We start from the raw sequence: 15,972 nt of genomic DNA, 5'->3' as shown, positions 1-15,972 counted from the left end.
TGAGATTTATGGGTATACGCTCTTATCTCTTCTTATCTCTCATATAGTGCCAACACGCATTCCACCATCCAGTGAGATCACTGAGGTATTGAGATAATTGGTTTTACAACTCGCCAAAAATCCCACAACTTCAGCCACATCATCTGACGTTCCCCAACGCCCGACAGGCACAATTGAACGCACAATCTTATCTTCTGCCGCAGATTCCATCGGGCCAGAACTGACGAACTGCTCCAGCATGTCAGTTTTGCAAATCCCCGGAGCAACGGCGGTGACACTGATATTCAACGGTCCCAGTTCACGCCCCCAGGATTCTGTCGCAGAAATTAATCCCGCTTTTGATGCACCATAAGCAGCACTTCCCGCTGCTCCCCAAAGGCCAGCAACGGAAGCAATATTGATAATGCGCCCATATTTTTGCTGCGCCATATGGCGAACAAAAATCGTTGTGCAGTTGAAAGCACCGACCAAATTGACATCGATCACTTTAGCGGACTCCGGCAACCCTCTGCCCGACAGGCAGAAAGCCCGGTGGATAATGCCTGCATTGTTCACCAGAACGGTGATCGTCTTGCCTAATGTTTCCGTGATCTGTTGCTCCGCCCGTTCGACGGAGGCAACATCAGTCACATCCATTTCAAAAATTGCCAGGGATTCAGGGTGCCCAAGGCGCTCCTTCAGGAGCGCCAGTTTTTGTATGCTGATATCCGTTGCAGCCACCAGATAACCAATATCTAACAGTGTCTTGGTGATCGCAGTGCCGAACCCCCCTGCCGCACCGGTTACAACAGCAATTTGCCGACTCATCCAGCCAGCCCTTCTTTAAATGTGATATCAATCACCTTGCGGGCATTTTCCATGGCATCGAAGATCCGCTCTTCGAAGAAACGTACATCATCCTGTGACATCAACAGGTTGGGATACATGCGGGACAATGGAGAGAACTGAATGCCATAGCGTTTGGAAATTTCACGAATAATGATGTCGCAGAATTTAACCTTATCACTGTAGCCTTCAGAAGAGGTGACAGGCGTATCTTGAGAATGATAAACCAATGCGGTCGGCATTCCCTGTACCACCAGTGGCAAGTCAACAGCTTCTGCGGCTTTCACAAAGACATTGGAAATCTGGCGCATAACGTCACCCATACGCTCATAACAGCCGGGATCTTCCTCAATCAGCCTGAAAGTTGTCTGGATAGCAGCCAGCCCAAGCGGATAACCATTGAAAGTCCCCGCGTGGATGACTTTCCCACGGGTGTACAGATTCATAATGTCACGGCGACCAGCAATAGCGGAGATTGGCATAGCACCACCGCCCAATGCTTTACCGAAAGTGGCCAGATGAGGGGTTACACCCAATATTTTCTGTGCACCTCCCAACCCCAAACGAACACCAGTGATGATTTCGTCAAAAATCAGCACAATATTATATTTCTCACACAGTGCTTTGGTTTTTTCCAGATAGCCTTCAACAGGGAAAATACCCCCACCGTTAATGCAAATCGGCTCCATCAGAACAGCCGCGATTTCATTGTGGTAGCGCTCTACAGTAGCAGTTAATATATCAATGTCATTCCACGGCAGCATGAAAGACTGATCGGGAATGATTTTAGGATCGCGTCCTAATGTATCTAACAAGTCACCTTTGAACTGTTCTGGCACCGGGTAAGTCAGATCCTGCTTCTTGCGCCAGCCCATAATGTTGTCAGCATTGCCATGATAGTGACCGTGGAAACGAATAAAACGGTTTTTGCCAGTAAAAGCACGGGCAAGGCGCAACGCATTTTGTACCGCTTCTGTTCCGCTCAGGCAAAAACGGACCATTTCGGCACAAGGGATATGTTTGACCATCGTTTCACAAACACCGACTTCCAAATCACAGGTGTCAACGGAAGTCACTTTATTCATGTATTCGATCAACGAACTGTTGTAAGCCTCATTGTGATGCCCAACCAGTAATGCCCCAAATTTGCAGAACATATCCAGATGTTCATTTCCATCCAGATCCCACACACGGGATCTTTCCCCACGGTTAAACGGGATCACCAACGGACGCTCAGGATCACCAAAGTTATAGTGTGATCCGCCAGGCATCAGATCCCAGCATCTTTTATAAAAGCCTTTTGAATTGTCCAGACATAATTTTGTTGAAGCATCCATAGATTCTTTACTCCTCACCTTTGATTCTTGCTCATATTTTTGGTCGGATTGTTCGTGATCGGATTGTTTTTGATCAGACAGTTCGTGATTAAGCAACATATGCCGTTTCACTTGTTCAGGTACAACAACATTGAGTAATTCGAGTAATGCTATACGGGCCAGATAGGCCGCCCCATTCATCAACAACTTGGCAATCTTACTGACATGTCTGTTTTCAACCGCTTCAAATGGCGTGCCTTTCAACCATTCGTTCATGGCACCCATAGCCGCACCGCACCAGATTTGGTAATCCATATTGCGTACAGAATCACCGCTAATTGCCCAACGGGACGATTGACCGAGATACCACTGGAAGACCAGCGCCATTTTTTTCTTCGGCTGTTTTTCTGCTTTGGCAATGGTGTCGGGTTGATTGATAGTATGGAAATAGTGGATAGTTTCCTGCCAGATGTCTGACAGTGGCTTATGAAATACCTGTTTTTCCAGCAGGGTCATTTCTTGTTCAGGTATGTCATCCAGACTGTCATATTGTTTATATAGGTTATACAGTTTCTGCGCCCGCACCGCGTACATACTACCCTGTTTCAACACCTGTACTTTGGCACCTAGCTCAAACATATCCGCTGATGGTGCAGTGGTAACATCATTGATACGGGCTTGTGCCAGCATTTTTTTCACAGCATCAGATGTTCCCGCTTCCACACAGCTCTGGTTGATTGAACCAGTGACAACATAAGCGGCTCCCAGTGCAAAAGCCGCCAGAATGGCATGAGGTGTTCCCAAACCACCCGCAGCGCCAATCCGTACCGGGTAACGATTATGGGTTCCGTTTTGAGTTTCATCTGCGACTTCATTCTGTAGCTGTACTTCATCCCGTAGCTGTACAATGGAACGGAAAATACAGGACAGTACCCCCTGATCGGTATGCCCGCCGGAATCGCCTTCTACGGTAATGTCATCTGCCATTGAAACCTGTCGTGCCAGCTTGATCTGTTCCGGGGTGATCAGCCCGTCTGTCAGTAATTTTTGCAGTATGTTTTCGGGAGCCGGATGCAGGAAGTGCTGTGCTACTTCCCGACGGGAAACTTTGGCAATCAGGCGATGGTGACGCAGAATTGTGCCATCAGGCTGTTGGGCCAGACCACTGACACGGTAATAGACCAGCGCCGGACTGAGATTGATATAGGCCGATGCTTCAATTATCCGCACCTGATTTTCTATACACAGACGCACACAAGCCATTTCCCATTCAGGATTGCCGGGGTTATGCAGCAAATTGACGCCGAAGGGACCTCCCGGCAATGCCTGCCGGATACGTACAATTGCTTCTGCGATCCGCTGAATACGCAAGCCACCGGAACCAAAGATCCCTAAAATGCGCTGTTTGCCTAATGCAATAACCATCTCTTCAGAGTGGATACCATTAGCCATCGCACCGGCATAATAGGCGTAATCCACACCATAATCCGCCATGAAGCCGGCATCTCCTAAACTGCTTGCCGTTATTGCCGGCAGGCTACCCAGAACGGAAACCTGTTCTGTTACCGGCTCATCTGTCGGTAACAGGGAAACGGATGTGCCGGATTTTATAACCCGCAGTTCAGCCGCCAAATCTTGCAAACGGGAAAGGCTTTCCATCAACAGACGTGCCTTTGGTTGGCGACCCGATAAATTGACCGATAAGTGCTGATTCATTTTGTGGTGTCCTGTTCCAGTTCTGCTACACCTGCTCCGGTCATTTGCTGTGACTGACGGCGGACATACCGCACGCCCATGTTGTCACTTATTCCCACCACACTGCCGCGGTACAACGTTTCTGCAATGAAAAACAGGGTGACAGATTCCAGTTTGTCGTTTATGTCCGTATAGCGGGCTTCAATGGATTTACAAGTCAACCGGTATTGCAGCACATTTCGCTCACATTGCACTTCACCACGGAATTTGGCATTGGTTGTATAATCGGTCAGCGTTTGCACTTCCAGATCAGGCAGGGAATTTAATCCAAGATAGAATAGGTAGAACTTCATCAGTTGTTCCGAACCTTCCACCAACAGTGTTCCCGGCATAACAGGATCATTTTTGAAATGCGCCTTAAACGCCCAGTGTTCAGGATCGATATCAAACTCACCCACTATCTGCCCCAGACCAAACATTCCCCCCATTGTGTCAACGCTGAGGATCCTGCTTAACATACGGGTATCAGGTGTACACAGGTTTTCGCCGTAGATACGACCATATTGGGAACCGAAACAGGCCGCCAGATCACCATTCATCACGTAGGTGATGTCCTGCTCGGCGAATGTTGTCCGGTCACAATGCAGCAATTCCTTATGTAAGAATTCGGCGTATGACGGCTCATGTTGTGATTGTCTGTTTTTTGATAACAGCGTGAACGGTTTTGCCGCTCCGCCTGGTTTGGCTCTGGTAAGATTAAGATAGGCGTTGGTATCAAATTCCCCCGCTTTCTCAATTTCTTTACGGCTGAAGAAACCGGAAGCCGCTACCAGTTTGAATACCAGACGTTCTCCCACATAGCAGAAGTACTCATAGTTCGCCAGAAAACGGCCACCTATCCGTATAACTGAGGTGATATTGACACGTCCGCGCAATACTTCGCCTGCCTTTGGCATTTCGCTGTAAATTGTCGTGCTGCAATCCACTGCCCGGTAACAAAGCTGTCCTTTGAACATCATGTCACAGCCTATAACTGTAAACGCCACGATCATCGCATGAGATGACTCCAGTGCGACAAAGGAAGGAACACGACCATTCACGACATACCATGCCTCTTCAGGAATATCGTATTCCCATTCAATGTAGCAGGGTTCCAGTTTGTCTTTTACAGCAGAAAGCGCCGTAATGCGGGAAACAAACATAAACGGTGGCGATGGCATACGGGTACGTATCGGATAGCTGTCCACTTCTGCATAATCAGCTCCCAGAACCTTCTCCACGCTGCCATCCGTTAATTCCAGTAATTGTTGTTCGTCAAAAATGACGGGCAAAGTTGTCTCTGATTTTTTCGGCATAACCGATTTGGGTATAACCTTTGTAACAGCAGGTTCAGTAACGGTCATGGGTTGCAAATTGATTGACAGTGTGCCCGGCATGTCTGCCAAATGTTGTTTTATCAATTGATAAAATGTCTGTTCCAATTGCAGATAACGCAGTTGGGTATTGGCATTGCGGATGAAATGGTTAACTTCCATCGACAGTGGCATTTTCTGAATTGTTTCTGCCTTGTTTAGGTCTGCCTTATTTGACTCGTTTGACGGTACAGCCGCCATAGCCAACGCTGCGAAACGATCCACGGTTTGAGCGTTAAGAATGAATTCCTCTACTGTTTTTTCTCTCGCAGTATAGACTGTCACTTTCAGACCAGGCTGATCTGACGTCGATAACCTGGTTGGACGAGCACGTTTTCCACTCTGGGGTTCACTTAAAATCACATGGTTGTAGGAGCGGTCGATACCCAAATGACTGATTGCCGCACGACGAGGCGCTTTGACTGGCGCCGGCCACGCCTGAGTTTGTACTGGTAAGTGGAATTTTCCCTCTGCATAATGTGCCAACTCCTGCCGATGAGGGTAATCCGGCAATACCGGTAAGTAGCGTTGTGTCAGTTGCAGGGCCGATTTAATAATGCCTAACAGGCCAGCAGATGCAGACAGATGTCCGTAATTGGCTTTCAGAGTACCGATAGCCGCCGTTGGTTGCCCGTCTGTCACACCATAGACCCGACCCAACGCAGACAATTCAGCCGCAATCTCTCCAGATTTGCCACCCGCATACAACTCAATATAACCGACTTGATCTGCACTACAACCAGCGGCGGTCAGGCTTGATTGCGCGGCTGCCACAATGGCGTCTTCATTGACGGTGAAATCAAGGGAATGATCAGGCAAATAGCAAGTACCAATCCCATCCAACACGGCATAAGTCGGTGTATTGTCATTAATGGCATCCTGTTCGCGTTTGAGAACAATGACTCCGCCACCATCCCCGACTATCTGATTTCCGTGCTCAGATTGATGATCCCACAACACATTTTCCAGAGAGCCGCCGAAGCTGCTACAGGCAACCATCACCGCATCCACATGTTGTCTGCTCAGCATAAACTGAGCTAATTCCAGTGCCTTAAACGGAGAATTTTCTTCACCATAGAGCGTAAATGCCGGGCCATTCAGTTTCAAATGTGCCGCCAGACGGCTTGCCACAATATTACCAATTCCCCCGGTAATACCTTCGGGATAAGGTTTCGGAAACAGGCTATCTTTTACAATCTCCTGCAACGCGAGGGTATCCTCTGCCGACAATTGAATACCATGACGACTCAAGCTTTGTTTCAATTGCCAGCTAATTTCATTGCGCACCTGATAACGCAAACAGCTATAATCGATTCCTCCCGCCACAATTACGGCAATATTGCGCTTATTGCCATCCAATTGATAACCGGCATCTAGAAATGCACGTTCCGCGATAGGCAACAGGAACAGGTGACAACTTAAATGTGCTCCAACAACATTCGGTGGTAATTTGAATTTCTTACAGTCAAATTCAAATGTTTCGATATAGGAGCCTAAAGGTGGCTGACTCACTCCACGCATTGCCAACACGTCAGCGCGTTTTTCCATGCCAATCCAACGGGTTTTCGGCAATGGATAGAAGTGCTGCGTGCCTTGCTGTAAGGCCTGATCCAGCGTTTGATTATCCTCAGTTTTCGCCATATGTACGCCAATTCCGACAATGGCCAGTGGATCAATTTCCTGCGTTTTTTCTGACTGAAATGGTATACAGGCCGCTCGTCGTTCAGGGGTATCTTCACTGACGACCATATGCCCGTTGACACCACCGAAACCAAAGGCATTAATACCCGCACGTTTAGGTCGCTGACTTTCAGGCCAGGGTCTGGCTTTCCGCACAATATGATCGATATTGAGCTTCCCTTTGGGTGTTGAAACCAGTTGATTGACCCGTGGCGTGGCAGGGATCAGATTATGCTGCATAGCTAACAAGACTTTCAGCAGACTGCCCATACCTGAAGCAGTGAGCATATGACCGTTGATAGCTTTATTAGCACCAATTAATGGAATTTTTCCCTGTCCATCAAGATCATGTTCACCAAAAAAAGTTTCGATAGTCGATAGCTCGATTTGATCCCCAATATTAGTGCCAGTTGCATGGCATTCAATGTAATCGATGTTCCGCGAACTGTTCCGATAGGCGCGTTCTAATGCAATGTTCTGTCCTTGCTGATCGGGTACTAACAAATGCTTAGTACCTGCATCGTTGGACAAACCAATAGATTCAACTATGCCATAGATTTTATCGTTATCACGGACAGCATCGGCGTAACGCTTGATAGCAACAATGCCAACACCTTCCCCGGCTTTTACACCTTTGGATGCTTTATCAAAAGGAATAGACTCACCCTTTTCAGGGAAAACCTGCAAAATATTAAATCCGTGGTCGATATAGATATGATCTACATGGCAAATTGACCCAACCAGCATCATATCTGCCTTGTGGCTGAGAAGATAATCAGCACCCAGTTTGATGGCATACAACGCTGACGCACATGCAGCATCAAGGCAATAACGGGGACCTGCCAGTCCAAGTGCCAATGCAGCAATTGTGGCATTGTATCCGCCGGTTATTAAATTCTGATCAGAATGATTAGCCTGTGGCCAGAATTGATTAAATTGAAAATCCGGTCGCCCAATTAATTTTTGAATATAGGGTTGTAATATTTTGTGATAAAACGGACTCATTAGTTTTTTAGTTGAATGAGTCGGCATACCGATACTACCGAGAATTAATCCCGTTTTTTGCAATACATGTTTATGCTGACGATAGCCACTGTCGTTTAATGCCTGATCTGCCGCATAGATTGTCCATTTAAATAGATCATCCAGTGTATTTAATTCTTCTTCCGGCAAGTTATATCCTTTGCCCTCAAAATGAAAATCACGGACGTGCCCATTATTGACATAATTAATCGTGTCAGGTGTACCGGCAACCGGAGAATAATAACAAGCCGGATCAACCCCCAATTCCAGAGCCGATAAAGGTGTGGAACAATCCTTTTCGTGTAACAGGTTATCCCAATATTTTTCAGGGGTATCTGCTCCGGGAAATAAACACCCGACCCCAACAATTGCAACATGTTCCATAAAGGAGAGACTCCTTAATATGATAGCGTTCCCCTGAGCGAATATTTTCACTCAGGTATATTAGCAACCTGACTTTTATTATTTATAACTCATGATTATTTTTCGTTATTCAGCATAATTTTTTCACTATTTAATTTCTTCATTATTTAATGACTCCATTATTTAATGGAGTCATTCTTTTATAATTTTTACACTTTCATTTTTCAAATTTCAGCATTATTGCTTACATTCCGTCGTTGATTAGGTATCGTTTTTTTCGGAGCCATATAAGTTTTCCCTCCAATGGTAATTTGACGCGAGCGGGGATCACTAAACTCACGTACAAAACGTTTTGTTCCTTCGTCAAGGGGAATAATCACCATGTTCTGAGCCTCATAAGCCCGTTTGAGAACATCACTGACCATACCACCATCCCACGGCCCCCAATTCACTGAACGGATTATCTGGCTGTTTTTGCCACCGAAAGGCAGATAAGCAAATTTATTCAGCGTCTCGTTTGCCAGTGAATAATCGGTTTGCCCCGCGTTACCAAAGAAGCCGGAAACTGATGAAAACAGCATAATATGACGCAGAGATGTGCAATCCAGACCACGACATATGTTTTCAAGCCCTTTGACTTTGGCATGAAAGACCGAATGTAAATCCGCCAGCGTTTTCTTTTCGATCCGCTTATCCGCCAGATTTCCGGCACCGTGAATTAAGCCTGTTATCGGCCCAAACTGCTGCCGGGATTGTTCCAATGCCCTCTTCACCTGTTCCTGAACAGTGATATCGCAATGCAGATATATAACCCGCGCCCCCGCTTGCCTGATCGCTTGTAATGTGGCGTTGATTTCGTCGATATGGATCAGGCGGTTTAACATGCTATTAACCTTAACCGGTGTCGGCTGAATCCCTTGTGCTTGCAGATGGGCAATAGCTGCCGTTTTGCGTTCAGCCAAAGTTGTTTTGCCTACAGACCATTCCGGCAACGGTGCAGTTATATCGGTACGTCCGAGCAGAATAAACGCCGCCTGACTCTGTTTTGCCAGTTCAATAACACAGTGTGCTGTAATACCACGGGCTCCCCCTGTCACAACCAGTACATCATGAGAGCTGACCTGCATGGCCGATGCCGCTGATAATACTTTCTCTTCCTTCAGCGCCAATGTCATGCGTTCACCATTTACACTGCGTCCAATTTCTGCCACATCAGTCCGGCTATCCTGAAGCTCTTCTATCACTATCTTGGCTACGTCGCTGTCTTTCATTCTGGCATCAATGTCTATGGTGCGGCAGAAGACATTCCCCCATTCAATATTCAGCGATTTGGTCAATCCAGTGATGCCCGCAGAAACAATCGGTAAGTATTCACGCCCGGAAGTCAGCAGTTCACCATCCCCCCGCATAATTACCATGAAGTATCCCGGCTGTTTCCCGTCACGGGTAAGGCTACTTTGCAGACGTTTTGCCAACAGGAAAGTGGTTTCAACTGAGCGATAATCCTGCTCATTGAATATATCAGCCAATGCCTTAACCCCCTGTTTCAGAGCCTGCAAATAGATAACGCCTTCAATCGTGCCATGTTGCTGTTCAATATCTGCCAGTACAGCATCCAGCACAGATTCATCACCCAGTGCAGCCTGATTTTGCTTCAGTGACAAAACGACCACTTGCTGTCCCCGCTGTTCCAATGCTTCCACGATGTTCTCTACAACCGTCTTATCTGCGACCAGGTTACCCACACTGGTTGTTCCCTCATCCACCACCAGCCAACGTTTGGAGGATGAAAAAACATCCTGCAAACAATCCGGCATTGGCAGAGGTTGTTTCACCACCGCAAAACGAGAAACGGGCGAATCTGCAAAGCGCTTTTCTTCATCTTCTTTATTTAGTGCAATATTATGATTCAGTTCAGGCTGAACCGCAGAGGACACCATCCGCTGCGATTCAGCTAGCGGCTTTTTTACGCTATAACCCCCAGATGAAGCCGTTGTCGAGGTGACAAAACCCAACGACCGCAATTTCTCGGATGCCCCTATACTGCTCTTTTCTGCAACAGCAACTTGCTCTTTTTCATGGTGTTCTACAGGTGGTTGAGCCTGTTCTGGCTCAGATCCAAGCCCCTTGTTATACAAGGCACTCACTGCTTCATCGATCATTTGTTTGAAGAAGTCACTCATCTTAGCAATAGTGCTCAACGAATCGACTTCGAAGTTTTCCATATCTTTATTTCTTGCTGTCTCACTATGAAGCCCCATGTTCGCAGAGAACGCATCAAACATCGCGCCGAAGATTTCCAGCCGCTTGATAGAGTCAATACCCAGATCTGCTTCCAGATCCATCTCTGAGCTGATCATATCCTGCGGATAACCCGTTCTTTCACTGACAATGTTGATCAATTGGCTGATGATGCTTTCTTCAGTGATCCGCTCAAGATGTTTAATCAGTTTTTCCACTTCAGGATCAAGTACTTTTGTCTGTACTTTGGCGACCGCTTTTTCCGGTTCCGGCTCAGGCTTAACAGATTCATTAGCAGATTCAGAAGAAACCATTGTTACCACGGGTGTAACCGGAACTTCCTCAGTCTTAGGTATTTCCGTCATTTCTGGCATCATTGGACGCACTGCCTCGACTTTTTCCACCATGTCTACTGGCTGTATATGAGATACAGGGGTAGAAATAGATTCAGCAGCTTTTACCGGGGCGGAATATCCGACAACCGATTGAGTCAGACGGCTAACCGAAGCCATAACTGGTGTTACCTGCCCGGACTGGAACAGGCTTTGTTGCGTCATAAAATAGCGTTCGTGATTGGTATGGTATAATTCGAGGTTTTTGTCCAACAGTTGAACGCTTTGACTCAAACTAGAGAGCATCGTTGGCAGGTTCTGGTGATCTTTGCAACTTTCCAGCAAACTGTATTGCTTCTCCAGTAACATACTCAACAACTGGATGTATTCTTTCTGATTTGTCTGAAATTGCTGGTGTAGTTGACTCATTACCTGTTGGGCCTGCAACAGTCCATTTAATGTGTCAGCATTTTGGCTTTCGCTCAATTTATTATTCTGTTCCATGGGGTTATCTCGTCTTTGAATAATTGTCAGAACGTTCTGTTGGAGAAATTCGGCTGAAACAGGTTGCTTATGTTCAACCACCTTTTCAGTCTTCTTTTCAACCTTGTTTTCAATATAACTTTCAACGGCATCTTCGACGTTATCGATGACTCCGCTTTCAACTTCATGTTCAGGGTAACTTTCAATTTCTTCTGCCAATACCGCCTTTTCTCTCTGTGGCAATGATCCCGCGATAAACCGCTCAACAACAGCATGATCACCATCACGCAAGGCATGTTGACGCCGAGCTTTATTTTTCTCGGATAAGAAAAAACCGCCGCTTAGCCTGAATGTCAGACGCTTACCTTTATCTTCTTGCACTGGCTGGATGCGGACATGCTGGTTTATATCCCACAGCCTGACACCTTCTGCCAGTAATTTGGCCTGAGCACGGGCTAACTGTAATCTCTCTTCCCCTTTATCACTGGGGTTGGTTGAAATCACGGTATGTTCCCGGTTTTTCAAAATATCAGACACTAATTTGCCTAAGACACCTTTCGGCCCGAACTCAACAAATAAGCGCCCTCCCTGCTGGTAAATTGCCTCTATGGTCTGACGGAACTTAACTGGTTTTATCAGTTGTTCTGCCAACAATTCCCGAATTACCCGTGGTGAATTGTCATAGGGTTCTGCTGTTGCGCTGGAGAATAATGTGCACTCTGGTGGCTGGAAATGGATATCAGCCAGGCACTCACGGTAAGGCTGATAAGCCGGCTGAATAAATTTCGTATGGAAGGCGGCAGACACAGGCAGAATACGGCAATGAATATTCTGTTTTTTCAATTCATCATATAACTGATTAATCTGGTCAGTTTCTCCTCCAAAGACTACCTGCTGTTCAGAATTATCATTAGCAATGACAATACCTGTATAACGTTGCAGAATTTCTTCACGTTGTGCATGGGTCAACGAAGCTGCCAGCATTGCACCAGCATCCGAATCAGGACCACAGAGCTGACTAGCTGATGCGGCAGCCCATCCTCTTGCCAGAGAAACGCGGTGGAAATCTTTCTCGGAAAGTACTCCCGCAGCCCAAAGAGCTGTGACTTCGCCATAACTATGACCCGCGACAAAATCAGGCCTGAAGCCTATATTTCTTAATATATTGAAATAACCCGCACTGATCGCTCCCAATGCAGGCTGAGCATTGATAGTGTCTGTCAGCCGTTGTTGCTGTTTTGTATATTCTTCTTCTGAAAAGGCAGGTACGGGATAAATAACAGGGGATAATTCATGACCCGACTGACTGATAGCGACATCATCCAGCGCTTCCAGAGATTGACGCATTTCAGGATAGTCATTGGCAATATCCCGCGCCATATTGACATACTGTGAACCCTGACCAGGGAACAGAGCAACAATCTTCCCATCCAGTGCGTTTCCTCTAGGCTGATAGTAAATCCCGCGAGGATGTTCCCAACCGCTGGTGCTATTTTGCTGTAATGGGTTTTGTTGTAACTGACTGACAGCGATAGAAAGTAATTCCACGGTTTGTGCGATAGATTGAGAAACGAACACAACTCTGGCCTGATGCGGCTGTAAGTTCTCGATATCTTGTTGCTCCAGATGCCGACGAATGGCATTTTCCGGTAAATCACCAGTAAAACCGGATAGAGCGGCCTCACACTGTGAAAGCAATTCTGCGGGATTTTCACCTTTAAACAACATGATCCAAGGTGATTCATTCAACCGATAACGGCCGTGTGTCTGTTTTTCATACTCTTCCAGAATAGCGTGGAAGTTAGTTCCACCAAAACCAAAAGCGCTTAATGCTGCCCGGCGTGGCGCATTGCTGAATGAACGTAGCCACGGCCTGGCTTCACTGTTGACATAGAAAGGACTGTTTTCTGACATCAACAGATCGGTAGGCCGTTTCACATTAATAGTGGGTGGCAATACCTTATGGTGTAACGCCAATGCAACTTTGATCATAGAAGCAGCGCCGGCTGCACAACGGGTATGTCCAATCTGGGATTTGATACTACCAATCGCCACTGATTTCGGGGGGATCTGAAACTCACCAAACACAGCATGCAGACTTTTAAGTTCTGTATCATCACCTGATGCTGTCCCTGTCCCGTGTGCTTCAACCAATTGAATATCACCCGGCACAATCCCCGCACAAGCATAGGCTCGTTTCAGTGCTTTTACCTGCCCTTCCATACGGGGAGCAAAAATACTTTTAGCACGGCCATCACTGGAAGCTTCGACAGATTTTATGATTGCATAGATCTTATCACCATCCAGTTCAGCATCTTCAAGACGCTTCAAAACCAACATACCCACACCATCCCCCAACATCATGCCATCAGCACTCTGATCGAAGGGGCGGGAGACATTATTTCGCGATAATGCAGGGGTTTTGCTGAAACACAGGAAAGAAAAAATGGAGTTTTCCAGATTGATACCACCTGTTAAAACCGCATCACAGCTACCAGAATGTAACTCACCAATTGCGGCTTTGATTGCAGCAAGGCTGCTGGCACAGGCAGCATCCACCATATAAGATGTGCCACCAAGGTCAAAATAGCTGGCAATTCTGCCGCAGGCAACATTACCTAAAAACCCTGGGAAGCTGTCTTCATTCCACTCAAGGTACATTCCGTGCGCACGTTCAATAATATCGCTTGCCACTTCTTCGGAAAGACCTGACTTCATCATGATTTCGCGCAGGTAAGGAGCCTGCTGACGGGCAGCCAATGAGAATGATGTATTACCGTTACCGCCTCCCCCCAAAATTACACCAATACGCTCACGATCAACTTTACTGTTTTTCTGATCCAGCAAACCGGCATCCTGCATCGCCTGCTTGGCAACATACAGAGCAAATAACTGAGCTGTACTGAGCGAATCGAGAATTGCGGGTGGAATTTTGAACTCCACAGGGTCAAAATCAATAGCAGGCACAAAGCCAGCACGATGACCATAAGTTTTATCAGCGGCTGTTGGGTCTGGATGGTAAAAGTCTTCTTTTTTCCAATATTCTTCCTTTGACATCTCAGTGATATCGATCAGCGAATCCTTTTTGCCTATGATATTTTCCCAAAACTTATATAAATTCGGTGCATCCGGGAAATGAGTTGCCATCCCAACGATCGCAATATCCCCGCTAATTTTCCTATCATGCAAAAAATACGTCTTGGACATACATTCCTCGCGTTTTGAACAAAACAGTCTCGTATCCAGCACATATTTAATGCACTGCATTGAGTGTTTTCACTGTCATTCACTGTCATCCGCTGTCAGGAACATCATTATTAACCTATTAAATATGCTTTCGAAATCTATTCGAATACACGTAAATCAAGGCAGATTAGTAAGATATGCTGACAAGAATGTTACTTATATTTTTTGGATAAAACTTTTGCTCTCCCTCTCAATAACCCGGCTAATGAACCTGCCACAGCGGATGTGGCTCCAACCACAATTTCAATAACGGTTATTTGTATTGGAGAAAGATGATCAATAGATAAAAAATGTGTCACAATAAAGATTAATGCGATGACACATGCACTAAAAGCATGAATTAAAAAATACATTGCGCTTTCATCAAGCTTATCATCTTTTTCAAAGTGTAATAAATTTGCTTTGATATCAAGGATAGTTTGTTTCTGTGTCACATAAGCTATCCATAAAGAAATAATATAGGATGTTCCTCCTGCACTAAAAGCCGCCACTGAAACGGTAATTACCTCTGTAAAATTACCACTTTCTTCTCGAAAATAACCATATGCCAGCAGGCCTGCAATTGCACCGGCAATAATTGCCCAAGGTAAAAAATAATTAAATATTATATGTGTATCACTGTCTTCTTTTCTTACCTCACCTTTTTTAATAGAAAATAGTTCCCCGTATAATTCAACAGCGTAATGCTTAAGTTTGGATACAATAAAACAACTGGAAAACACTACCAATAAAAAACTTATAATTAATGCTAACCAAATATTTAATTGTAATGAAAGTGAAGTATTCTGTAATAAAAAATAAAAGGGGAGCAGTAATATAATATAAAATATTAAGGCATAAAGGGTAATCATCCCCCATAACCGATAAGCATTTACATGCCCGCTCATCAGAACATTTGATTCTCCAACTTTATTTAACAAAACCTGATGAATATGTTTATCAGAATTAGCATTGACATTATCATAAATAATTTCAAAAGAAACTGTAATGATAGAAATTAGTGGATAGATAATAAGGTAAACACCTACTGAAGGCGGCTCTCCCCATATACCACAAAGAAAAAAGTAGATCCCACCAATAATAGCAATATCAATAAAAGCACGCACAACAGCATTGGAAAAATCAGCCATTGTCAGACTTTGTTTGAGGTTTAATACAACCATAACACTCTCCTTGTAAATCTGACTTACTATAAATAATTATCACTGATACCTTCTATCTTTCAAGTTAATGCTCTATCGGCTATTTTTATTTTTTCACTCTAATTGTAACTTGAAACCTATGAGTGTATTTATTTTTTCTATGTTATAAATTTTATAATTCTTACCACTATAAATATATGTGACTGACATTTTC

The 15,972-nt window shown here is 45.3% G+C and carries 5 protein-coding genes; all 5 read right to left on the bottom strand.

What is annotated here, in order from left to right:
• Positions 1 to 39: 39 nt before the first annotated feature.
• Positions 40 to 807, bottom strand: a complete 768-nt coding sequence (locus ABLA85_RS02060; RefSeq protein ID WP_367960916.1) for an SDR family NAD(P)-dependent oxidoreductase — start codon at positions 805 to 807, stop codon at positions 40 to 42.
• Positions 804 to 3,857, bottom strand: a complete 3,054-nt coding sequence (locus ABLA85_RS02055; RefSeq protein ID WP_367960913.1) for a PfaD family polyunsaturated fatty acid/polyketide biosynthesis protein — start codon at positions 3,855 to 3,857, stop codon at positions 804 to 806. Before ABLA85_RS02055 ends, ABLA85_RS02060 begins: the two co-directional genes overlap by 4 nt.
• Positions 3,854 to 8,335: a beta-ketoacyl synthase N-terminal-like domain-containing protein gene (locus ABLA85_RS02050; RefSeq protein ID WP_367960911.1), complete on the bottom strand. Its 4,482-nt coding sequence runs from the start codon at positions 8,333 to 8,335 to the stop codon at positions 3,854 to 3,856. The genes ABLA85_RS02055 and ABLA85_RS02050 overlap by 4 nt, the downstream gene beginning before the upstream one ends.
• A 203-nt stretch (positions 8,336 to 8,538) precedes the next feature.
• Entirely contained in the window at positions 8,539 to 14,577 is a 6,039-nt protein-coding gene (locus ABLA85_RS02045; RefSeq protein WP_367960909.1) for an SDR family NAD(P)-dependent oxidoreductase, read from the bottom strand.
• Positions 14,578 to 14,768: 191 nt separating this feature from the next.
• Positions 14,769 to 15,779, bottom strand: a complete 1,011-nt coding sequence (locus ABLA85_RS02040) for a DUF6347 domain-containing protein (RefSeq protein WP_367960907.1) — start codon at positions 15,777 to 15,779, stop codon at positions 14,769 to 14,771.
• Between the last annotated feature and the right edge of the window lie 193 nt (positions 15,780 to 15,972).

It is taken from the genome of Xenorhabdus sp. SGI246, from assembly GCF_040838225.1.
In the GTDB taxonomy this organism is placed as follows: domain Bacteria; phylum Pseudomonadota; class Gammaproteobacteria; order Enterobacterales; family Enterobacteriaceae; genus Xenorhabdus; species Xenorhabdus indica.
This window is presented reverse-complemented; position numbering and strand designations above follow the sequence as displayed.